The organism is Pseudomonas sp. DY-1 (assembly GCF_003626975.1).
Lineage (GTDB): Bacteria > Pseudomonadota > Gammaproteobacteria > Pseudomonadales > Pseudomonadaceae > Metapseudomonas.
In genome coordinates this window covers 387,268-408,913 of record NZ_CP032616.1, presented here as the reverse complement: position 1 = coordinate 408,913, position 21,646 = coordinate 387,268, and the positions used below count along the sequence as shown (strand labels likewise).

The following is a 21,646-nucleotide window of genomic DNA, read 5'->3' as shown; positions in this document are numbered from 1 at the left end:
CATGAGCGCACCGCTTCCCTGCTACCACTGTGGTTTGCCGGTTCCGGCCGGCAGCCGTTTCGAGGCCCGCGTGCTGGGAGAGACGCGGGCCATGTGTTGCCCGGGATGCCAGGCCGTGGCCGAAGCCATCGTCGCCGGCGGCCTGGAGAACTACTACCACCACCGCAGCGACACTGCCCCCAATCCCGACGCCCTGCCCCGCGAGCTACCTGACGAGCTGGCCCTCTACGACCGTGCCGAAGTGCAACAGCCCTTCGTGCAGCACCAGGGCGAACTGAGCGAGACCTGCCTGTTGATCGAAGGTATCAGTTGCGCCGCCTGTGGCTGGTTGATCGAAAAACACCTGAAGGCTCTACCGGGTGTTGCCGAGGCCAACCTCAACCTGTCCAACCATCGCCTGCAAGTGCGTTGGTCCGACAGCCAACTGCCACTGAGCCAGTTGCTGAAAGAGCTGCGCAAGATCGGTTACGCCGGTCACCCCTACAAGGCCGACGAAGCCGCCGTACACCTCGCCAGCGAGAACCGGCGCGCCATGCGCCAGCTCGGTGTCGCCGGCCTGCTCTGGATGCAGGTGATGATGGCCGCTATGGCGACCTGGCCGGAATTCAATATCGACCTCTCACCCGAGCTGGATACCATCCTGCGCTGGGTCAGCCTGTTCCTGACCACGCCAATCGTCTTCTATTGCTGCGGCCAGTTCTTCCGCGGAGCCCTGCGCGATCTGCGCACTCGCCACCTGACCATGGACGTTTCCGTCTCACTGGCCATCGGCGGTGCCTACGTTGCGGGCATCTGGTCCACGGTGACCGGCATCGGAGAGTTGTACTTCGATGCCGTGGGAATGTTCGCCCTGTTCCTGCTGGCAGGCCGCTACCTGGAGCGCCGCGCTCGGGAGCGCACCGCTGCGGCCACCGCGCAACTGGTCAACCTGTTGCCAGCCTCCTGCCTGCGTCTGGACGAGACAGGACATAGCGAGCGCATCCTGCTCAGCGAACTGAAGACCGGTGATCGCGTGCTGGTCCCCCCGGGCGCCCTGCTGCCAGCCGATGGCCAGATCCTGTCCGGTCAGTCGAGCGTCGACGAGTCCCTGCTAACTGGTGAATACCTGCCCCATCCACGCGGCGAAGGCGATGCGGTAACCGCCGGCACCCTGAACGTCGAAGGTCCGCTCACCATCGAAGTCCAAGCGCTGGGCGACGATACCCGTCTCTCAGCCATAGTCCGTCTGCTGGAACGCGCCCAGGCGGACAAGCCGCGCCTGGCCGAAGTAGCCGACAAGGTTGCCCAGTGGTTCCTGCTGATCGTGCTCGCAGCTGCCGCTATTGTCGGTATCGTATGGTGGGAGATCGATCCGGATCGCGCCTTCTGGGTTGTGCTTTCCCTGCTGGTAGCCACCTGCCCCTGCGCCTTGGCCCTGGCCACCCCGACCGCTCTGACTACCGCGACAGGCAGCCTGCACAAGCTCGGCCTGCTTCTGACCCGTGGCCACGTGCTGGAGGGGCTGAACCAGATCGACACGGTGATATTCGACAAGACCGGCACCCTGACCGAAGGCCGCCTGACCCTGAGCGCCATCCACCCTCTGGGAGACCTGGATCGCGATGCCTGCCTGAGTCTGGCCGCGGCCCTCGAGAACCGTTCAGAACACCCCATTGCCCGTGCTTTCGGCCGTGCTCCGCAAGCAGCCGCTCAAGTAGAAAGCGTGCCCGGTCGCGGGCTGGAAGGTCGTGTCGGCGATAGACAACTGCGCATCGGTCAGCCCGGTTTCGTCGCTGAGCTCAGCCGCACGGCGGCACCCGACATTCCCGGCAACCAGGGGCAGTGGCTATTGCTGGGTGATGAACAGGGGCCGCTGGCCTGGTTCGTCCTTGACGATCGTCTGCGGGAAGACGCCCCTGCCCTGCTGGATGCCTGCCGCGAACGTGGCTGGAAACTCCTGCTGCTGTCCGGCGACAGTTCACCCATGGTGCACGGCATCGCTCGCCAGCTGGGCATCGAAGATGCCCGTGGCGGCCTGACTCCGGATGCCAAGCTTGAAGTGCTGCGCCAACTCCATGAACACGGCCACAAGGTGCTGATGCTGGGTGACGGAGTCAACGACGTACCGGTCCTGGCTGGAGCGGATATCAGCGTCGCCATGGGCAGCGCTACCGACCTGGCCAAGACCAGCGCGGATGCCGTGCTGCTTTCCAACCGACTAGACAGTCTTGTCCAGGCGTTCACCCTGGCTCGGCGGACACGCCGCATCATCATTGAAAACCTGGCCTGGGCGACCTTGTACAATGGTCTGGTGCTGCCCTTCGCCGCCCTCGGCTGGATCACCCCTCTCTGGGCTGCCTTCGGCATGTCGGTCAGCTCGCTGCTGGTGGTGGTCAACGCCCTGCGCCTGGCCCGCACCTGACCCACGAATCTTCAATCGGAGCCCCTGATGCCAGCGCTTTACATACTGATCCCGGTCGCCATCGGCCTGGTCGGTTTCGCCATCTGGCTGTTCTTCTGGGCCGTGGACAGTGGCCAGTACGACGACCTCGACGGCCCGGCCCACAGCATCCTCTTCGATGACGAGGACCCCAAGCACAAGGCCGGCGTTGCCGAAGCCGAGGGCAGCGAGAAAGACAAAGAGGACGAGCAGGACAATCCCCGTGGCTGAACTCGCTCCCCTGCTGCTTTCCGCGCTCATACTCGGTCTGCTCGGCGGCGGCCATTGCCTCGGCATGTGCGGCGGCCTGATGGGCGCGCTGACACTGGCCATTCCTCCTGAACAGCGCGCCCGCCGACTGCGCCTGCTGCTGGCCTACAACCTTGGGCGCATCCTCAGCTACGCCTTTGCCGGTTTGCTCATCGGCTTGGCCGGCTGGGCCGTCGCCAGCAGTCCGGCAGCCATGGCCCTGCGAGTCGTGGCCGCGCTGCTGCTGATCTGCATGGGGCTCTACCTGGCCGGTTGGTGGAGCGGCCTGACCCGCATCGAGGCCTTGGGGCAAGGGCTCTGGCGCCATATCCAGCCTGTGGCGCGCAAGCTGCTGCCGGTGTCCAGCCTGCCTCGCGCCCTGCTGCTGGGCGGACTCTGGGGCTGGCTGCCGTGCGGCCTTGTCTACAGCACCCTGCTCTGGTCCGCCAGCCAGGGGTCTGCTGTGGACAGCACCTTGCTGATGCTCGCTTTCGGGGTCGGTACCCTTCCGGTGCTGATCGCCACCGGTCTTGCCGCCGAACGCGTGACGACCCTGCTGCGCAAGCGTGGGGTTCGCGTCGCCGGCGGCGTGCTGGTGATCCTCTTCGGCCTCTGGACCCTCCCCGGCCCGCACCAGGCCTGGCTGATGGGACACGGAGCCCATGACAGCAGCGCCGGCAGCAACGAGCACCAGCACGGCACCCACAGCCCTTAGACGGCTTGATGCAAATCAAGGTCGCCCTGATGGCGGCCCCATAGACTCCCTGGCACAGACAGCCGAACCGGGGATTCCCGTATGCTCGACAATATTCGCTGGGACGCGGACCTGATCCGCCGCTACGACACTCCAGGCCCCCGCTACACCTCCTACCCCACCGCCGTTCAGTTCAACCACAAGGTGGGGTCATTCGACCTGCTCCACGCCCTGCGCGATAGCCGCAAAGCCCGCCGTCCGCTATCGCTGTACGTACACGTGCCGTTCTGCGCGAACATCTGCTACTACTGCGCCTGCAACAAGGTCATCACCAAGGACCGCGGCCGCGCCCTGCCCTACCTGGAGCACCTGGAGCGGGAAATCGAACTCATCGCCTGCCACCTCGATCCGCAACAGAAAGTCGAGCAGCTGCACTTTGGTGGCGGCACCCCCACCTTCCTGAGTCATGATGAACTGCGACGGCTCATGGGCCATCTACACAAGCACTTCAATCTGCTGGACGACGACTCCGGCGACTACGGCATCGAGATCGACCCTCGCGAGGCCGACTGGTCCACCATGGGCCTTCTCCGCGACTTGGGGTTCAACCGCGTCAGCCTCGGCGTACAGGACCTCGAGCCAGCAGTGCAACGCGCTGTCAACCGCCTGCAAAGCCTCGATGAGACCCGTGCCATAGTCGAAGCCGCGCGCACCTTGCAGTACCGTTCGCTGAATCTGGACCTGATCTATGGCCTACCCAAGCAGACCCCGGAGAGCTTTGCCCGCACCGTGAACGAAGTGATCGCCCTGCAACCGGACCGGCTCTCGGTGTTCAATTACGCCCACTTGCCAGATCGCTTCATGCCGCAGCGGCGGATTCGCGGTGAAGACCTTCCCAGCCCCGGACAGAAGCTGGAAATGCTCCAGCGTAGCGTCGAGCAACTGAGCGCCGCCGGGTATCGTTACATCGGCATGGACCACTTCGCCCTGCCTGACGATGAACTGGCCATCGCCCAGGAAGACGGCCGCCTGCAGCGAAATTTCCAAGGCTATACCACCCACGGTCATTGCGACCTGATTGGTCTCGGCGTTTCCGCCATCAGCCAGATTGGCGACCTCTACTGCCAGAACGCGGTGCAACTCAACGAGTACCAGGGCGAACTGGAGCGGAATCTGCTCGCAACCAATCGCGGTTTGCTGTGCGACGAGGATGACCGCATCCGACGGGCGGTGATTCAACAACTGATCTGTGAATTCGAACTGGATTTCGCCAGCATCGAAACCCGTTTCAATATTGAGTTCCGCGGCTATTTCGCCAATATCTGGCCGCAACTTCAGCAAATGCACCAGGATCGTCTGATCGACCTCACTGACAGCCGAATCGACGTACTGCCTGCCGGTCGTCTCCTGGTACGTTCCCTGTGCATGCTCTTCGACCACTACCTGGCCGACCACAACCAGCAGCGTTTCTCACGGGTGATCTGAGCCGACTCATGCGCTCAGCAGCTTGCCGACTTCGAGCGATTGCTCATCGCTGAGCCCGGCTTCGCGAATCGCTTTGGCGAGATTGAGGTTGGCACTGCTGAGCGCGCCTTGCAGTGAAGCCAGTTCGCCGCGCAACGCTTCCAGGCGCTGCAAACGGGCTTCCTCGTCCAGGCTCTGGTCGGCTGCTATTGCCTCCAGTTCAGCCTGCCGCTCCGCAATCTGCGCCTTTAGCGCGCGGATCAACTTCAACAGCTCCTTGATGCCATCGGGCAGACTGCTCTGATCGATGTCGTCGTTTTTCTGTGCCGCACGCGTCTTGCCCAGATCGGAAAGACTGACGCGGATCCCCTGGCGCACGGCATTCTGGTCAACGGGGGCGTCGTCCTCACGTGCGACCTGTCGCCGCACTGCGTCAGCTACCCGATACACCGGGCCATTGGTATCAAAGCGCAACATAAGGCCGCTCCTTGCCTGAAACTCAGCCCAGATATCGGCCGTTATCGATCAATCTTGAACTGAGAGTCAGGCAGGCTTTTTCTGGCCGTTGCCAGGACCCTGCGTTAACCTTACGCGCTATGTGTGTTTGCTCTGCAAGGAATAGCTCATGTCCGAGATCATCAAGGTGCGCAACCTCCCCCAGGCCCATTGCAAGGATTGCAGCTTGGCCGCACTCTGCCTGCCGCTGTCGCTCAACATGGAGGACATGGATTCGCTGGACGAAATCGTCAAGCGCGGCCGTCCCCTGAAGAAAGGTGAGCTCCTTTTCCGCCAAGGCGATGCCTTCGGTTCAGTCTTCGCCGTGCGCTCCGGTGCGCTCAAGACCTTCACCGTGACCGACACCGGCGAAGAACAGATCACCGGTTTCCACCTGCCCAGCGAACTGGTTGGCCTCTCTGGCATGGATACCGAGCTTTACCCGGTTTCCGCCCAGGCACTGGAAACCACCTCCGTGTGCGAAATTCCCTTCGAGCGCCTCGATGAGCTCTCGGTCCAGTTGCCGCAGTTGCGCCGCCAATTGATGCGTGTGATGAGCCGTGAAATCCGCGACGACCAACAGATGATGCTGCTGCTTTCCAAGAAGACAGCCGATGAGCGCATCGCCACCTTCCTGGTCAACCTTTCGGCCCGCTTCCGCGCCCGTGGTTTCTCCGCCAATCAGTTCCGCCTGGCCATGTCGCGCAACGAAATCGGCAACTACCTGGGGCTGGCGGTCGAAACCGTTTCCCGGGTCTTCACCCGATTCCAGCAGGCCAACCTGATCGCTGCCGAGGGCAAGGAAGTGCATATCCTCGACCCAATCGAACTCTGCGCCATGGCTGGCGGGACCATCGAAAGCTGATTGTTGCGGGCCCGCCAATCTGACGGCCCCGCCTGTTCCACCCGCCCTTCCCATCAGGCATCCACGATGATCTTCGACGACTTCTCCATCAAGACACTGATCCGCCCTGTTGCGGACTTCCCCAAGCCCGGCGTCGTGTTCCGCGACATCACACCGCTGTTCCAGTCCCCCCGCGCCCTGCGCCTGGTGGCCGACAGCTTCATCCAGCGCTACGTCGAAGCCGACTTCAGCCACATCGGTGCGATGGACGCTCGTGGTTTCCTGATCGGCTCGATCATCGCCTACGAACTCAATAAGCCCCTGGTGCTCTTCCGCAAGCAAGGCAAACTTCCGGCCGACGTGCTTTCCGAGCCCTACCAGACCGAATACGGCGAAGCCTTCCTCGAAGTGCATAGCGACAGCCTGTGCGACGGCGACAGGGTACTGATTTTCGATGACCTGATCGCCACCGGCGGTACCCTGCTGGCCGCCACCCGCCTGGTACGGCGCATGGGCGCCAGCGTGTTCGAGGCCGCTGCCATCATCGACCTGCCCGAGCTGGGAGGCTCCGAACGCCTCGCCGACGCCGGCATCCCCACCTTCGCCCTAACCGCCTTCGCCCTCGACGAACGCTGATCGGACTTGCGGGCCTGCGCCAGCGGGCCCCAACCGAAGCACAGCCAGCCGCTGCGGGTTACATCGCTTCCGGCTGGCGTTACTCCTCACCCCACGCCACGCCGCAATCACCCGCCGAAAGTTGGCGCCCAGCCCCTCGCGCCTCCTCGCTCGATCCTCAATAGTTACATCGACTGATGGCACGGTTGACGTGCCCGCCGATAACAACGAATGGACGGCTCGCCGAGCCCGAGAGGATTCCCGCATGACAGCCAGCGCCAGCGCCCCCCTGCCCAAGGCCAACTTTCCTGTCCGCCGCATGGACTTCAGCTTTGCGTCGACCCAGAAGTACTGGTGGAGTGGCGATCCCTTCATGACGCACTTCATGAACAACCTCTCCTCGCTCTTCCCGTACGGCGAAAAATTCTTCGTCGACAGCGTCCGCGCCGTGCGCGACCAGGTCAGTGACCCCCAGCTGCAGAAGGACATCAGCGCCTTCATCGGCCAGGAAGCCATGCACTCCAAGGAGCACGCGACCTACAACGACTACGCCGCCGAGCACGGCATCGATCTGGAGCGCCTGGAACTTCGCATCAAGGTACTGCTGGAGTGGGTCACTCGCATCACCACCAGGAAGCAGCGCCTGGCCGCCACATGCGCGCTGGAACACTTCACCGCCACCATGGCCGAGCAACTGCTGCGCCGGGAAGACATCAACACCCAGATGGACGACCCGAAGATGTACAAGCTGTGGATGTGGCACGCGATCGAGGAAAACGAACACAAGGCGGTCTGCTACGACGCCTACAACGCAATTGGCGGCGGCTACCTGATCCGCACCGGCACAATGGTGCTGACCACGCTTCTGTTCTTCGGCGTGATCATGACCTTCCAGGTCCACCTGATGCGCAAGGATGGCCAGCTGTTCAACTGGCGCAGCTGGGCCCGTGGCCTGAAGACGCTTCTCGGCCCGCGCAACGGTTACTTCCCGAAGATGATCAAGCCCTATCTGGATTACTACCGCCCCGGATTCCACCCGCTCGACCACGAAACCAAGGCGCTGGAAAAGCGCTGGAAGGAACGCCTGGGTTTCAACGGCTGACCGCTCGGCTGGAGTGCTTCTGTAGGGGCGATTTCAATCGCCAAGCGGGCCACAGGTCCGCCCTGATGCGTTCGAGGGGGCAACGTCGCTGCCCTTGGCGAACAAATTCGCCCCCACAACAGAGCTCGCTTCAACTGTCCTCGAAAAACTCCGCGAAGAACCCATCCAGCTCCCCTTCGTAGCTGTCCAGCGAATACAGGGTGTCGGCCGCCAGCAGGTCCAGCAGGATCAGTCCGTTGAGGCTGGAATCCTCCTCCGCGGCAGCGCGCAGGCGTCCGGCCATCCCCAGATTGACCAGCCGCAGGTTACGGTACTGCTCGCGCAAGCCATCCATGTCCCAGTCCGGTTCCAGCCCGCGCTGCCTGCGCAGGTGCTGCCCAAGCAGGTAGGTGCCCAGGGCACGATAAAGCGTTTCCGCCGAGCTGCTGAATGGCCAATGGAACCAGGCCATCGCCCTTAACATCCGGGTATGCGGGCAACCGCTGGTCGCCCCGAGCAGTCCCAGCAGCGAGCCGAGCGCACGTTGCAAGGTGGTCTGCTGGCGAATTTCCCGGCCCCGCCAGAACACGGCCACCCGTACTTCCTCGTAAGACGGTGAACGCGCCAGCACCGCCACCGGCCGCGCCAGCACCCGCGCGAAGGGGCAATCGCGCACCTCCGTCGCCTTCAGCGGGCAATGGGTGCACTGCCCGAAGCCCAGCCGGGCCCATTCAGGCGCGTTATCCGAGCTTTCGCTCTGCCCCGCCAGGTCCACCTCATGCACCCATAGGCGGCCGTCGGGAAACCCGAATTCGTAGCGAACCTGTGCCTCAGCCCTTGGCTCCAGCCCCATGGTCTAACCTTGCATTCCAGTTGAAGGGATTCCCAGGCGCCATCAGGCGCAATCTTCGACAGGATTCAGACGCCTGAAATCTGTCATACACTTCGTACAACAAAGTCGGACAAGCGCCAGAATTCAACCCTGCCAACCGTTCCACAGCGAAAAAAGCGGGCGACATCATGGAAAGCAGCCCTTTGGACCTTGCCGGAGCCCTGGTAGAACAGATCGAGGTGGGCGTCATCATCCTCGACCAGGAGCTGCGCATCCTTCACTGGAACGAATTCGTCAGCCAGCGCAGCGGAAAAGTCCTGGGCCCGGCCCTGCGACAACCCCTGACCGCTGTCTTCCCGGAAACGGACACGCCACGCCTCGGCAAGATGGTGGCCAGGGCTCGCGACCAGGGTCTGCACGCCTACACCCACTGGCGGGAAGATCCCTACCTGATCCAGCTCCCCTACAGCCCCGAAGGTCAGGTGACCCCCCTGCGCCTGCAGAGCACCCTGCTGTTTCCCTTCGATTGCGGCGGTGAACGCTGCCTGGGGCTATTGCTCTACGACACCACCGAATTCGCCCGTTCCAACGAGCAATTGGCCGCCGCTCTCAACGCCCTGGGCAGCAAGCAGCTGGAACAGGAACAACTGGTACACAAGCTGGAGAAAGCCAACGCCCAGCTGCTGCAGTCGGAAAAGCTCGCAGCAATCGGCCAGTTGGCCGCCGGCGTGGCCCATGAGATCAACAACCCCATCGGCTACGTGTTCTCCAACCTCAAGACCCTCACCGGCTACGTCAACGACCTGCTGCGCATCGTCGACGCGGTAGACGGCGTCGGGAGCCTGGAAGAACTCCAGCAGCTCAAGCGCAGCCTGGAGTACGACTACATCCGCAACGACGTCGAGGCCCTGATCCACGAGTCCGAGGATGGCATCGAACGGGTCAAGAAAATCATTACCGCCCTCAAGGACTTCTCCCACATCGAAGAAGAGGAGTTCCGCGCCGCCGACCTGCACAAGGGTTTCGACAGTACCCTCAATCTGGTCAACAACGAACTCAAGTACAAGGCCGAAGTGGTGCGCGATTACGGCGAGCTGCCGCTGGTGGAGTGCATCCCATCGCAGATCAACCAGGTGGTGATGAACCTGCTGATCAATGCTGCCCATGCCATCGAGAGTTTCGGCCGCATTTGCCTGCGCAGCGGCCAACAAGGCGATTGGGTCTGGTTGGAGGTAGAAGACAACGGCAAGGGCATCGACCCGGCCATTCTCAATCGTATCTACGAGCCCTTCTTCACCACCAAACCGGTGGGTAAAGGCACGGGGCTGGGTCTCGCGCTCTCCTACAACATCGTGCAGAAACACAACGGCCGCATCGAAGTGGTGAGCCAGCCCGGCCATGGCACGCGCTTCCGCGTCTGGTTGCCCCGCAAGCAACCCCTGCCCGGCGGGACGCAGGCATGAGTGAAGCCCAGTACCGCCCCACCCTGCTGCTGGTGGATGACGAGGAACACATCCTGAGCGCCCTTCGACGTGTCCTGCGAGGCGAACCCTACGAACTGCTCACCGCCAACGGAGGCACTGAGGCACTCGGCCTGCTGGCCGCGAACGAGGTCGACCTGGTGGTTTCCGACGCCCGCATGCCCGGGCTCGATGGCCCCGCCCTGCTTGCCGAAGTACAACAGCGCTGGCCCGGCACACTGCGGCTGATGCTCACCGGCGCCACCGATCTGGACACCAGCATCCGCGCCATCAACCAGGGACAGATCTACCGCTATCTGGGCAAACCCTGGAATGACGACGAGCTGCGTTTCACCCTGCGCCAGGCCCTCGCCCATCAGCATGCCGAGCGCGAGCACCAGCGGCTCGAGCGCCTCACCCTGGAACAGAACCAGCGCCTGCAGGAACTCAACGCCAGCCTGGAGCAGCGGGTCCGCGACCGTACCGCCGAGCTGCAACAGACCGCCGACATGCTCGACCTGGCTTACGACGAACTGCGGCACAGCTACGTGACCGCCACAGAAGTGTTCTCCTCCCTACTCTCCCAGCGCCTTCCAGGCGACAAGCAGGGTAATGCCCAGGTCATCGCCCTGGTGCGGGCCTTTGCCAACGAACATCAGTTGCCGGAGGCGGATACCCGCGACCTGGCCATGGCAGCAGCCCTCTACAACCTCGGCAAGCTGACCTGGGACGACCACCTGCTCAACCGGCCCAGCGACCTGTTGCACCGCGAGGAGCGGGAGCGCTACTGCCGCTATCCGCAGCTGGGCGAAAGTCTGCTCATGGCACTGGAGCCGCTCCACGACGCTGGGCGGCTTATCCGCCACCACCAGGAACGCTGGAATGGCACCGGCTTCCCGGATCAACTGCACGGCGAAGTCATTCCCTACGGCGCACGCCTGCTCAAACTGGCAGTGGACTTCGTCGAGCTGCAGTGCGGGCTGGTACTGCAGCGTCCGGTGCCCCGACCGGAAGCCCTGCAACTTCTCGCCCGTTACGCAGGACGCCTCTACGATCCGGCGCTCTGCCGGCAATTCATCGATCTATGCACCCGCCATGCGCCGGACCTGCTTGAGGCTGATCCCGGCATCCTCGCCGTCGACACCCGTCGCCTGGAACCGGGCATGGTCCTGACCCGAAATCTCCGGGCCGACAGCGGCATGCTCCTGCTCAATGCAGGCAAACAGCTCAGCCGCACCCTGATCGACAAGCTCATTGCCTTCGAGGCCAGCGAAGGCGCGCGCTATACCCTTCACGTCCGCCTGCCGGAGGCAGCCGGGAGCACGGCAAAGGAGCAGCCACGATGATCAAGATCCAGCTGGTGGACGACGAACCCCATATCCTCAGCGCCCTGCAACGCCTGTTGCGACCGCAGGGCTGGGTCCTGCACCCCTTCGACAACCCCGAAACGGCATTGGCTGCGCTGGCCGAACACCAGTACGCCGCCATCATCTGCGACCTCAACATGCCGCAACTGGACGGCCTGACCTATCTGCAGTTCGCTCGTCAGCGACAGCCCGATGCCCTGCGCATGCTGCTCAGCGCCCATGGCGACCGCGCCACGCTGATGCAGGCGATCAACCGTGCCGAGGTCTATCGCTTCCTCTCCAAACCCTGGGAGAACTACGACATCGAAAGCGCCCTGCAGGCCGCCGTCGACCTCTTCCTGCTGCGCGACGAAAACCGTCGCCTACTGGAACAGGTTCGTGGCCAGCAGGACACCCTGGAGCGCCAGCACCGTGAACTGTTGCGCCTGGAAAGCGAGCACCCGGGGCTGACTCGTGTGCGCCGCGACGCCGATGGCGCCGTGCTGCTCGAGGACTGCGACCTGGATGACTGAGTCCGGTCAGCCAGTACCACCCCCGCCACCGGAACGGCACGCCCCCATGGCCAAGCACAACCGCAACCTCGGCTACCAGGCTTACCTGCACTGCCTGGCTTTTGCCCTGATCGCGCTGGGCGTCACCAGCATGGTCGCCTTCGCGGTCATGACCAATCCGGCGCGCTACGAACTGGTACTGCTGCCCGACAGCGCGATGATCACCATCTTCGCCGGCAGCGCCCTGCTGAGCGCTACCCGCGCCTGGCGCCGCGCCTCGTGGCTGGCGGGACTGGCCCTGGTCGCCCTGGCCGCTTACAGCCTCGGACACAACGTGCTGTCCGGCGGCAGTGACCATGGCCGCTCGCTAATCAGTGGGTATTGGCGCATTCGCAGTGAACTGGCGATCGTCGCCTGCCTCTTCGGCCTGGCAATGCTCCTGGCCGTCACCCGCCAGGGTGGCCGCTGGCTCAGCCAGCTCTGTGGTATCACACTGATCGGTCTGGCACTGCTTTCGGAACTGTCGCTGCTGGGCGCCGGCCACGGCTTGCCTCGCTTCGCCTTCCGGCCGGAAGCCGGGCACGTCACCCACCTTTTCATCGCCCTGCTCGGCACCGCCGTGCTGATGCTCTGTGCGCTGCCGCAGGACCAGCGCAGCCTGCTGAACCGGCGTGCCATGGCCACCGGCATTCTGGGCACGCTGACCACCTGCATCGGCTGGTTCCTCCTCAGCCTGAATGAGATTTCCACCCTCAATGCCCACAGCCACCAGCTTCTGCTGCGCGCCCAATCCACCATCGAAAATACCGTTACCGTGCGCCGGCAGCTCGTCCAGCGCATGGCCGAGCGCTGGCAGACCCTGGAAGGAATGCCGCCGGAGCGACTCTGGCAACAGGAAGCGGACAGCTACCTGCGGGACTTCCCCAACCTCAACCTGATCGCCGTACTCGACGCCGATCTCAAGCCACTCCTGCAGCAAGGACGCAACCGCGTGGCAGACGACTGGCTGGCGCGCTTCCTCGCCCAGTCCGAGCTGCGCGACTGGCTTCAACAGGTGCGTCAGGGTACTGCTGCACAGATGAGCCCGGCGCAGAGCTTCAGCGCCACCGACAACAGCACGCTGGTCGCTACACCTCTGCACATCGACGGCCAACCCAAGGCGCTGCTGGTGGCCAGCCTGGACATCAGCGCCACCCTGGATCGCCAACTGGGAAGGAACCTGGATGGATTCGTACTGGAGGTCTTCGAAGGCCAGCGGCGCATCTATGAGTCCGGCACGGGCAGAGATGGCCGCAGCCTGTTCCCGGTGGACATGCAGTTCACCGACCTGGGCCCGGAGGGCCGCTGGCGCATGCGCACCTACCAGGCCCTGCCGCGCAGCGATTACGCCTCGGTCTATCTACCACCGCTGTTCATGCTGTTCGGCCTGGGTTTCACCTTCCTCCTGATGGTCAGCCAGAGCTTCTCCCGGCTCGCCCTCGAACGCAGCCAGCGCCTTCGCGAAAGCAACCGCGAACTGGAACTGAGCCTGCAGCACCAGGCTCGCCTGCAGGCGCAGAACCAGCGGATCATGGACCACTCCATGGATGTGCTCTGCGCCATCGACGCTTCCGAGCGCTTCACCCAGGTCAGCCCCTCCAGCCACAGCGTGCTCGGTTATCGGCCGGAGGAGATGATCGGCCGCCCCTACACCGACTTCGTCCTCAACGAGGACCGCGAGCGCACACGCGGCGATATCGAAGCCATCATCCAGGGAGAGTCATGGGATGCCGTGCGCAACCGCTGCCAGCGCAAGGATGGCAGCGTCGTCCACCTCCTCTGGTCCGCCGGCTGGTCGGAGAGCGAGCGCACCCTGTTCGCCGTCGCCCACGACATCACCAACCTGGTGCGTCATGAAGCCTATGCCGAGGACCAGCGCGACATCCTCAGCATGATCTCCACCGACCAGCCGCTAGCGGAGATCCTCAAGGCCATCTGCCTGATGAGCGAAACCCTCGACCCCTCAGCCCTGTGCTCGGTCCTCCTGGTTAGCGGCGATCACAAGCACCTGCACCTGGGCGCCGCGCCAAGTCTGCCGGACGCCTTCAACCAGGCGCTGGACGGCCAGTCCATGGGCCCCCTGGCCGGCGCCTGCGGAACCGCGGTATTCCGCAGGCAGATGGTGGTCAGCGAAGACATCAGCGAAGACCCCCTCTGGCACGAACACCGTGACCAGGCCATGCGCCACGGCCTGCGCGCCTGCTGGGCGATCCCGCTGATCTCCCACCACGGCGACGTACTCGGCACATTCGCCGTCTACCTGCACCAGCCCTGCTCCCCGGACGACGAGTCCCTGCAATTGATCGGCACCGCCGGCCAGCTCGCGGCCATCGCCATCGAACGCCAGAACGATCGCCTGCGGCTCCTGGAAAGCGAGCAGCGCTACCGTTCCCTGTTCATCTTCAACCCTGACCCGGTGTTCTCCCTGGACCGCAATGGTCGCTTCCTCAGTCTCAATCAGGCCGGCTGCGAGCTGATCGGCTTCAACGCCGAAGACCTGCTCGGCGAATCGTTTTCCCGGCTGGTGCTCGACGCCGAAATCGAACACGTCCGCGAGCATTTCCGCAGCGCCCTCAAGGGCAAGGCGCAGCGCTTCGAAGTGCGCTGCCACGACCGGGCTGGCGGCTCGCTGGAGCTGGACATCACCCACCTGCCCATCGTCGTCGAAGGGCAGATAGTCGGGGTTTTCGGCATCGCCAAGAACATCGGCGAACGCAACCGCATGACCCGCGCCCTGCAGGACACGCTCGTCCAGTCGGAGCGCAAGGCGTTGCTCCTGCACGGTCTCAGCGACACTGCACTGCGTATTGGCGGCATTCTCGACACCCGCACCCTGCTGGACTTCATTTGCGAGCAACTGCGCCTGCTGGTGGGCTCCCATCAGTCATTGATCGACCTCGGCGATGGCCAGGGTCCGGGCGCCTTCTCGCTATCACCCAAGTACCAGGACTGGCAGACACCGCAGTTGCCTGCTGAAGGTGTCGCGCTCTATGCCCGGACCTGCGTCGGCAACCAGCCGGTGCTGCTGACTCGTGCCGAACTGGATGCGGCAGGCGACGCGGGCAGCGGCCAGCTACCGCTGCAGGGCTGGCTGGCGGTGCCGCTGATCGACCACGGCGGGCGCCATCTAGGCCTGATCCAGCTCTCCGACAAGTACGACGGCGACTTCAACCAGGACGACCTGGCGATTGCCCAGCAGTTCGCGCAGATGGCCGTGGCGGCGCTGGAAAACATCCGTCTGGTGCAACAGGTGCTTTCCGGCGAACAGCGCCTGCAGGAGCAACTGGACTTCACCTCGGCCATCACCAACAGCGTCGGCGAGGGACTGCTCGCGGTGGATCGCCAGGGACGGCTGAACTTCGTCAACCCGGCTGCCGCCGAACTGCTCGGCCAGAGCCCCGAGGCCCTGCTTGGCCAGGCCCTGATCGATCACCTGCCACTGGACCTCTACAGCACTCCCGCCACCACGGGTCGCCATGGTGAAGTCAGCCTGGACGGCGAGCGCCATATAGCCTACGACTGCGCGCCGCTCCTGCACGCACAGACCCTCGGCGGCTGGGTCATTGCGTTCCGCGACATCAGCCGCGCCAAGGAGTCGGAGAAACAGCTGCGCATCCTCCAGCGCAGCATCGAGGCCAGCTACAACGGCGCGATGATCTGCGATGCCACCGCCAGCGACCTGCCGGTGGTCTACGTCAACCCGGCCTTCGAGCGCATCACCGGCTACACCGCAGCCGAGGCCATGGGGCGAAACTGCCGCTTCCTCCAGGGCGCGGACCACGAGCAGGCCGGCATAGCCGAGATCCGCCATGCGCTGGCGGAGAAGCGTGAGGTCCACGTCGTGCTGCGTAACTTCCGCAAGGACGGCACGCCATTCTGGAACGACCTCTACATCGCCCCGGTCCCCAACGAGCATGGCGAGATCACGCACTTCATCGGTGTACAGAACGACATTTCCGAGCAGAAGCGAGTGGAGTCCGAGCTGGCCTACAACGCCAGCCACGACGTACTCACCGGTTTGCCCAACCGCTCGCTGCTGGAAGACCGCCTGCGCCAGGGCTGCCAGATCAGCCAGCGCTACCAGCGCAAGCTGGCGGTCATGTTCATCGACCTGGACGGTTTCAAGCCGATCAACGACTCCATGGGCCATGGCATCGGCGACCAGATACTGGTGGAAGTGGCGCGGCGGCTGACCCAGCAGGTTCGCCCCGGCGATACCGTGGCGCGCCTGGGCGGCGACGAGTTCATCCTGATCCTGCCGGACCTGGCCCGTGAGGAAGACGTGCTGCAGGTGGCCGAGCGGGTCATCGACTGCATCGCCCGCCCCTATCCCATAGCCGGCAGCGAAATACACATCACCGCCAGTCTGGGCATCGCCGTGAGCGAGAAAGGCATGCAGCAGCCCATGCAGCTGATCCAGCAGGCTGACCTGGCGATGTACAAGGCCAAGCAACAGGGACGCAACTGCTACCAGTGGTACACCACCGACCTGGAACAGAAAGTCAGCGAACGGGTGACCCTGCGCAATGAGCTGCAGAAGGCCCTGGAAGCCAACGCCTTCATGCTCTACTACCAGCCGCAGATCGACGGCCGCAACGGTCGCGTCACCGGCTTCGAAGCCCTGCTGCGCTGGCAGCACCCGCTGCTTGGCTTCATTTCGCCGGCGCAGTTCGTACCGGTAGCCGAAGACACCGGGCAGATCATCCCCCTGAGCGAATGGGTTCTCGCCACCGCCTGTCGCGACTGCCGTGAACTGCTGGATCGGGGCATGACCGGCACGGTGGTGGCGGTGAACATCTCGGCAGTGCACTTCCAGCGCAACATCTTCGTCGACAGCGTGCGGCGCGTCCTCGAAGAAACGCGATTGCCGGCCGAGTTGCTGGAACTGGAGATCACCGAAACCGTGCTGCTGGACAACGCCGAGCGCGCCATCGCCACCTTGCAGGCACTCAAGACCCTGGGCGTGCGTCTGTCGATCGACGACTTCGGCACCGGTTTCTCCAGCCTCAACTATCTAAAGCGGCTGCCCATCGACAAGGTGAAGATCGACCGTGCCTTCGTCCAGGAGATCATTAGCGACCGGCACGATGCGGCGATTACCCAGGGCATCATCTCCATGGCCCACCACCTGCGACTGCGCGTGATCGCCGAAGGGGTGGAAAGCGAATCCCAGTTCGCCTTCCTGAAGAAGAGCCATTGTGACGAGTTCCAGGGGTACTACTTCGCCCGCCCCATGCCCTTCGAGCAGCTCGACCAGTTCCTCCACGAACATCACAAGAGCCCGGCGTCCTACCTGGACACGCGCTCCGGCACCAGCAACACCCAGACCCTGCTGCTGCTGGACGATGAGGAAAACATCCTCCGCGCGCTGACCCGCGTACTGCGCCGCGACGGCTACCAGATTCTCACCGCTACCCGCGCCCAGGACGCTTTCGCGCAACTGGCCAAGCACGACATCCAGGTCATCCTTTCCGACCAGCGCATGCCGGAAATGAACGGCACCGAGTTCCTCAGCCGGGTCAAGGACCTCTATCCCGACACCATTCGCATCGTGCTGTCCGGCTACACCGACCTGAAGTCCGTTACCGACGCCATCAACCAGGGGGCCATCTACAAGTTCCTCACCAAACCCTGGGACGACGACCAGCTCCGCGCAGTGATCGCCCAGGCCTTCCTCCACCACAGCATGGCCAAGGCCAAGGAAGAGAACGCGACGGTTGGAGAAGACGGGGAATGACTGTGATAACCCATCTCTTGGGCGAATGAATTCGCTATATCTGCGTTAGCGGATGCGAGAAATTTACCAGCAGGCCAAGAGCCTTGTAGGAGCTGGCTTGCCAGCGAAACGGGCCATTCGCTGGCAAGCCAGCTCCTACGGGCAATGCAGTTGCTTGATTCGCCTACCGATGGCCAACCGATACCTGCAATGTTCTTGTACACATGGGTGGAGGGAGTAACTGCCGGCCAGAAAGTCGCGCCTCCCGGACGCTCTGGTTGGACTTCACCGCTACGCCAACCTGGTCAAGATGTTAGTCAACTCGGCCTGGCGATCAACGAAGACTGGCTGATGGAAATGCTCGGTTCCGGGTCCAGGGCGGAATCCTTTTTCAGTTTGAGTCCATGGCCGCCGCAGGCGGCCAGGAGCAAAAACAAAACAGCCAGCACCCAAGCCCTAGGCTTCACCGAGCATTCTCCACTCAACCAGTTCCTCGCCCACTGTGACCCTGTCGGGCAGCGGCCAGAGGCGGCGATGGCTCTGCCGCACCAGCAGCGTGGGCAGGATTTCGCCCTGTTCGAAGCGGCGAATGGCGCCGTCGTGGAGATGGGCCAGACGATTCTGGGTCAGCGCCACGGCTTGCCAGTAGCCGGCGTGGAGGCAGGGTTGGCCGCTGTCGCAGACCGGCGCGGGTGCATCGACCGTGATGAAGTGGGGTGACCCCGGCAGCGGCCGACCGGTGGCGGGGTCGAGTTGCCGGGCCTTGGCCAGTTGTTGGGTCAGCGCCTCGCTGGGTTTGGGCGGTGGAATGTTGGCTTCGCGCGCTTCCAGCCATTTGAGCGTGCCGTCCCAGGGCGGCAGCTTGGCCGGTGGCAGCGGGACGATGTCGTTGATTTCGGGGATCGAGGGTTGGGCGTAGGAGTAGTTCCCCAGAACACGCCGGATCTTGTTGTAGCGCTCAGCGCGCTCTAGGTCTTCCTGTTGAGCAAGGTAATGCAGCCGATTATCTGGCTTTGGACCGCGAAAGCCATTACTCAGGAAAGAAGCCGAGGTGCTGTAACCTGCCGCCACCCCCAGCTGAAAAGCTTCAAGCGCCCCTTGGAAATCCCCTCTGTTTTTCAAGTTGACGCCCAGGTCTGTAGCCGCCTCCCCATGTCCCTGTTCGGCCGCGCAACGGCGCATCTGCCGAGCGATGTCCGGGGCGATATCGATGGGCGCCAGCTTGTCGGCCACAAGCGCCTGCCCCAGGGCGCTGCCCTCGTCGGCGGCCTTGCGGTAGTACCGTAGGGCCATGGCCGGGTCCTCCCGCAGGCCGGCCGCACCCTGTTGCAGAAAGATACCGACGAAGTAGTAGCCGGTGGCCACGCCGGCCTCGATCAGTTCCTGGCTCAAGCGCAGGTGTTCGTCGCCGCGCAGCTTGAAGTGGCCACGCATGCTGCCGTTTTGCAGGTTGATGTTGGCCTTGTAGTGCTGGTGCGCAGCGGCGATGCGGTAGAGGCGCTCGACCTCGGCACCCACGGCCGGGTCTTCCTTGAGCTGGTTGTTCTTCTGCAGCCAGCGGGCGTACTGGAACAGCCGGTCGCTGTCGGCCGAGGGTTCGGGGATGCGTTCATGCTGGCAGGTGAAGGCCAGGTCGGCCTTGATCTGGGATAGCGGGTCCACGGTGGGGTCCTTTTTCAGTTTGAGTCCATGGCTGCCGCAGGCGGCCAGCAGCAGGGTCGTGAGCAGGAGCAGGAAACGCATCAGTCGAGGTTCCTCAGGATGGCCTTGTCATACAGGAACTCCACCAGAGGGGTATCGGGTGTCGATTTGCTCGATTGACGTTCCTTGTTCTCGTTGATGAGCTCCTGCCAAGCGTCGAAGGCATCTCCCGGATCATCCTGCACCCCCTTTCCATCCGTATGCAGATCCCACAGCCGCCGGCGCATGGCCTGGGTCACGCTGTGCCACTCGTGGAGGATGTTCAGTTCGCTGTCCACCTGCATGCTGCGGGTATTGATGTTGGCCGAGCCGTGGGTGGTGAGTACGTCGTTGACGATCATCAGCTTGGAGTGGATGTATACCGGCACCCAGGGTTGGCCGGCCGGCGAGTCGGGTGCGACCAGGGAGCAGACGTGCACTTTCAGGCCGGGGCGCTCTTCAGGGACTACGGCACCTTTCTTGATGTCCTTGACCTGCCGGTCGAGCTCGGCTTGCCATTGGGCTAGTTCTCGGTGCCCGTGTCGGTCATTGGCGCCATTGGGCTTGGGTTGGGGCGGCATGTCCCGTTTGACCTTCTCGATGCGCAACAGCTTGGTGACCGCTGGAATGGTGTCGGCCCGGCCCAGGCTTTCCAGCATGCGCTGGGTGTTGACGGTGCCGGCGCCGAGGCCCTCCTTCGTGACATTGGTGATCACGAACAGGTGCAGGGCGCCGTGTTTGCCCGGGTCCCGCCCGGCGCGGGTCTGGTCCTGGGCCGCCTGTTTGATCGCCTCGGCCAGTGGCGGCCAGCGGAAGTACTGGTTCTCGATGTAGATGAACTGGGTGGCGTTGTTGATGGCCTTCAGGTAGCCGGCCTGGATGTCGCGCACGGCCTCCGTTTCTTGCGCCTGGGTGCGCAGGAGCTGGGCCATCAGCGTGTTGCCGTGCTCCGGGCGCGGTTGTAACTGCTTGGCCAGTTCATTGGCATTGCGCGCATGCAGCAGGTCCTCACCGGTTTCCTTGGCCCAGGCGGTGGCGAAGTTGTGGTGCAGGTCCCTGAGGATCCGGCCGGTGATCTGGCAGGAAATGTCCTGGCGCGGCAAGGCGCCGCGAGGGCCGCGATTGGGGGCGTGGGTCTTCGCGTCGGGCCGTTTGGGATCCGGCCGCCAGAGGGCCGAGTGGTGGTCGGTGTCCCAGTACTCGTCGAGCATGTTGTGGCCCATGACGAAACCGATGGCCCGCTCCGGCAATTCGAAGTCGACCAGCACGGACTTCTGGTGGTGGGTCACCGTGTGGCGCATGGTCAGGGCGGAGCGTTTGGCCAGCTCCGGGTCAAGGCGCTTGAGCTTGAGCTGATAGGCGATTTCCGCGCGTTCGGACCAGCTGAAGTCACGGCTGACGAACAGCGGGATATGGGCATCCGCCAACCCGGCGGCCTTGTTATCGGCGACCGCGTATTGCTTGAACCACTGGCGGTCGTAGGCGTACTGCTCATCGCTGGAGGTCTGCCCTGCCCGGTCGGCGAGGCCGCCCTTACCGGGCAAGTTGGCTTCACCCACCACCCCGGCTGCATTGAGCGGCATCTCCCACCCCAGGATGCGCACCTGCACGCCTTGCCGGGCCTTCTCTTCCAGCAGTACGCCGATGCAGCGGTCGTCGCTGCCGTCGCGGATGAAGTGCATCGAGGGCTGGAAGCCCCAGCAGATGATGTCGACCGAGCGCTCGGCATTGGCGATGGCCTGGTGCACCGCACGAAAGGCCTCCTCGCCATTGATCAGGGGCTTGTAGCTGGCCGGCCAGGGCCGGTACTCGGTATCGCAGACGAACCAGGGCGCGCTGCAGACCGCTTCGTGGGTGCGCTGGAGGGCGATGGGCACGACGATTTCGGGGTGCCTGGCGTTGGCGGGTCTCATGGGGCATCTCCTTTCTGGCCCAGGCGCTTGGTGAGCAGCTCGGCGTACCAGCGGCGATGTACGGTGTGCACTTCGTCATTGAAGCTACTGATCACCCCGTGCCGGGGCCGCAATGACTGGGCCGGTGGCACGCGCGGGCGAACTAAGAACTTCGGTGCGGGTAGTGGGAGGAATCTGAAGCTGGCCGTCTTGCCCCGGAAGGCGAGCACGTGAAGCAGTGCATCAAAGGTGCAAACGCGGGGCTTGTGGCAGCGTGGGTCGAAGATGGGGTGGAGTCCGTCAAGCAT

16 protein-coding genes are annotated in these 21,646 nt (G+C 63.8%); 11 read left to right on the top strand and 5 right to left on the bottom strand.

The genetic code is table 11. From position 1 onward, the window contains the following. Nucleotide 1: 1 nt before the first annotated feature. From D6Z43_RS02145 to hemN, 4 genes are all read left to right on the top strand, one after another. Nucleotides 2-2,401, top strand: coding sequence for a heavy metal translocating P-type ATPase (locus D6Z43_RS02145; RefSeq protein ID WP_120650075.1), 2,400 nt, complete (start codon nucleotides 2-4; stop codon nucleotides 2,399-2,401). Nucleotides 2,402-2,428: 27 nt separating this feature from the next. Continuing rightward, nucleotides 2,429-2,650 (top strand): cbb3-type cytochrome oxidase assembly protein CcoS, encoded by a 222-nt coding sequence (ccoS, locus tag D6Z43_RS02140; protein WP_120650074.1) that lies wholly within the window; start codon nucleotides 2,429-2,431, stop codon nucleotides 2,648-2,650. Continuing rightward, nucleotides 2,643-3,383 carry a sulfite exporter TauE/SafE family protein gene (locus tag D6Z43_RS02135; protein ID WP_120650073.1) on the top strand — a complete coding sequence of 247 codons (741 nt, stop codon included), beginning with the start codon at nucleotides 2,643-2,645 and terminating at the stop codon, nucleotides 3,381-3,383. Before ccoS ends, D6Z43_RS02135 begins: the two co-directional genes overlap by 8 nt. An 81-nt stretch (nucleotides 3,384-3,464) precedes the next feature. Then, nucleotides 3,465-4,847, top strand: coding sequence for an oxygen-independent coproporphyrinogen III oxidase (gene hemN, locus D6Z43_RS02130; RefSeq protein WP_120650072.1), 1,383 nt, complete (start codon nucleotides 3,465-3,467; stop codon nucleotides 4,845-4,847). A 6-nt stretch (nucleotides 4,848-4,853) separates the two neighbouring features. Here hemN and D6Z43_RS02125 read toward each other — a convergent pair whose 3' ends face one another. Beyond that, nucleotides 4,854-5,303, bottom strand: coding sequence for a hypothetical protein (locus D6Z43_RS02125; protein WP_256660934.1), 450 nt, complete (start codon nucleotides 5,301-5,303; stop codon nucleotides 4,854-4,856). Between the two features lie 148 nt (nucleotides 5,304-5,451). Here D6Z43_RS02125 and fnr point away from each other — a divergent pair, with 148 nt between their 5' ends. The 3 genes from fnr to D6Z43_RS02110 all read left to right on the top strand — a co-directional run bounded on the left by fnr (nucleotide 5,452) and on the right by D6Z43_RS02110 (nucleotide 7,882). Continuing rightward, nucleotides 5,452-6,186, top strand: coding sequence for a fumarate/nitrate reduction transcriptional regulator Fnr (gene fnr, locus D6Z43_RS02120; RefSeq protein ID WP_120650071.1), 735 nt, complete (start codon nucleotides 5,452-5,454; stop codon nucleotides 6,184-6,186). 66 nt (nucleotides 6,187-6,252) lie between these two features. After that, nucleotides 6,253-6,801: an adenine phosphoribosyltransferase gene (locus D6Z43_RS02115; RefSeq protein ID WP_120650070.1), complete on the top strand. Its 549-nt coding sequence runs from the start codon at nucleotides 6,253-6,255 to the stop codon at nucleotides 6,799-6,801. 244 nt (nucleotides 6,802-7,045) lie between these two features. Beyond that, a complete protein-coding gene (locus D6Z43_RS02110) occupies nucleotides 7,046-7,882 on the top strand; it encodes a metal-dependent hydrolase (protein WP_120650069.1) in 837 nt (278 codons plus the stop codon). Nucleotides 7,883-8,012: 130 nt separating this feature from the next. Here D6Z43_RS02110 and D6Z43_RS02105 read toward each other — a convergent pair whose 3' ends face one another. After that, on the bottom strand, nucleotides 8,013-8,714 hold the full coding sequence (locus tag D6Z43_RS02105) for a hypothetical protein (protein ID WP_120650068.1): 702 nt from the start codon (nucleotides 8,712-8,714) through the stop codon (nucleotides 8,013-8,015). 167 nt (nucleotides 8,715-8,881) lie between these two features. Between D6Z43_RS02105 and D6Z43_RS02100 the strand changes: the two genes are divergently transcribed. From D6Z43_RS02100 to D6Z43_RS28520, 4 genes are read left to right on the top strand one after another with little or no spacing between them, the layout of a single operon-like run. Further along, a complete protein-coding gene (locus D6Z43_RS02100; RefSeq protein ID WP_120650067.1) occupies nucleotides 8,882-10,156 on the top strand; it encodes an ATP-binding protein in 1,275 nt (424 codons plus the stop codon). After that, complete coding sequence (locus D6Z43_RS02095) at nucleotides 10,153-11,499, top strand: HD domain-containing phosphohydrolase (RefSeq protein ID WP_120650066.1); 1,347 nt, start codon at nucleotides 10,153-10,155, stop codon at nucleotides 11,497-11,499. The genes D6Z43_RS02100 and D6Z43_RS02095 overlap by 4 nt, the downstream gene beginning before the upstream one ends. Further along, nucleotides 11,496-12,032, top strand: a complete 537-nt coding sequence (locus D6Z43_RS02090; protein ID WP_120650065.1) for a response regulator — start codon at nucleotides 11,496-11,498, stop codon at nucleotides 12,030-12,032. The genes D6Z43_RS02095 and D6Z43_RS02090 overlap by 4 nt, the downstream gene beginning before the upstream one ends. A 46-nt stretch (nucleotides 12,033-12,078) precedes the next feature. Then, the gene (locus D6Z43_RS28520; protein ID WP_120650064.1) at nucleotides 12,079-17,787 is read left to right on the top strand and encodes an EAL domain-containing protein; all 5,709 of its coding nucleotides are present in this window, start codon (nucleotides 12,079-12,081) and stop codon (nucleotides 17,785-17,787) included. A 435-nt stretch (nucleotides 17,788-18,222) separates the two neighbouring features. On the opposite strand, the gene D6Z43_RS02080 is transcribed toward D6Z43_RS28520, so the two are convergent. From D6Z43_RS02080 to D6Z43_RS02070, 3 genes are read right to left on the bottom strand one after another with little or no spacing between them, the layout of a single operon-like run. Continuing rightward, entirely contained in the window at nucleotides 18,223-19,509 is a 1,287-nt protein-coding gene (locus D6Z43_RS02080) for a sel1 repeat family protein (protein WP_120650063.1), read from the bottom strand. Further along, on the bottom strand, nucleotides 19,509-21,359 hold the full coding sequence (locus tag D6Z43_RS02075) for a phosphatidylserine/phosphatidylglycerophosphate/cardiolipin synthase family protein (RefSeq protein ID WP_120650062.1): 1,851 nt from the start codon (nucleotides 21,357-21,359) through the stop codon (nucleotides 19,509-19,511). The genes D6Z43_RS02080 and D6Z43_RS02075 overlap by 1 nt, the downstream gene beginning before the upstream one ends. After that, a complete protein-coding gene (locus D6Z43_RS02070; RefSeq protein WP_120650061.1) occupies nucleotides 21,356-21,646 on the bottom strand; it encodes a hypothetical protein in 291 nt (96 codons plus the stop codon). The genes D6Z43_RS02075 and D6Z43_RS02070 overlap by 4 nt, the downstream gene beginning before the upstream one ends.

Excerpts from the sequence above, each read along its gene's own strand:
- D6Z43_RS02110 (WP_120650069.1), top strand. The coding sequence starts at position 7,046 with ATGACAGCCAGCGCCAGCGCCCCCCTGCCCAAGGCCAACTTTCCTGTC.
- ccoS (WP_120650074.1), top strand. The coding sequence starts at position 2,429 with ATGCCAGCGCTTTACATACTGATCCCGGTCGCCATCGGCCTGGTCGGT.
- D6Z43_RS02075 (WP_120650062.1), bottom strand. The coding sequence starts at position 21,359 with ATGAGACCCGCCAACGCCAGGCACCCCGAAATCGTCGTGCCCATCGCC.
- D6Z43_RS02145 (WP_120650075.1), top strand. The coding sequence starts at position 2 with ATGAGCGCACCGCTTCCCTGCTACCACTGTGGTTTGCCGGTTCCGGCC.
- D6Z43_RS02100 (WP_120650067.1), top strand. The coding sequence starts at position 8,882 with ATGGAAAGCAGCCCTTTGGACCTTGCCGGAGCCCTGGTAGAACAGATC.
- hemN (WP_120650072.1), top strand. The coding sequence starts at position 3,465 with ATGCTCGACAATATTCGCTGGGACGCGGACCTGATCCGCCGCTACGAC.
- D6Z43_RS28520 (WP_120650064.1), top strand. The coding sequence starts at position 12,079 with ATGGCCAAGCACAACCGCAACCTCGGCTACCAGGCTTACCTGCACTGC.
- D6Z43_RS02125 (WP_256660934.1), bottom strand. The coding sequence starts at position 5,303 with ATGTTGCGCTTTGATACCAATGGCCCGGTGTATCGGGTAGCTGACGCA.
- D6Z43_RS02090 (WP_120650065.1), top strand. The coding sequence starts at position 11,496 with ATGATCAAGATCCAGCTGGTGGACGACGAACCCCATATCCTCAGCGCC.
- D6Z43_RS02080 (WP_120650063.1), bottom strand. The coding sequence starts at position 19,509 with ATGCGTTTCCTGCTCCTGCTCACGACCCTGCTGCTGGCCGCCTGCGGC.
- fnr (WP_120650071.1), top strand. The coding sequence starts at position 5,452 with ATGTCCGAGATCATCAAGGTGCGCAACCTCCCCCAGGCCCATTGCAAG.
- D6Z43_RS02095 (WP_120650066.1), top strand. The coding sequence starts at position 10,153 with ATGAGTGAAGCCCAGTACCGCCCCACCCTGCTGCTGGTGGATGACGAG.
- D6Z43_RS02105 (WP_120650068.1), bottom strand. The coding sequence starts at position 8,714 with ATGGGGCTGGAGCCAAGGGCTGAGGCACAGGTTCGCTACGAATTCGGG.
- D6Z43_RS02070 (WP_120650061.1), bottom strand. The coding sequence starts at position 21,646 with ATGCTTGACGGACTCCACCCCATCTTCGACCCACGCTGCCACAAGCCC.
- D6Z43_RS02115 (WP_120650070.1), top strand. The coding sequence starts at position 6,253 with ATGATCTTCGACGACTTCTCCATCAAGACACTGATCCGCCCTGTTGCG.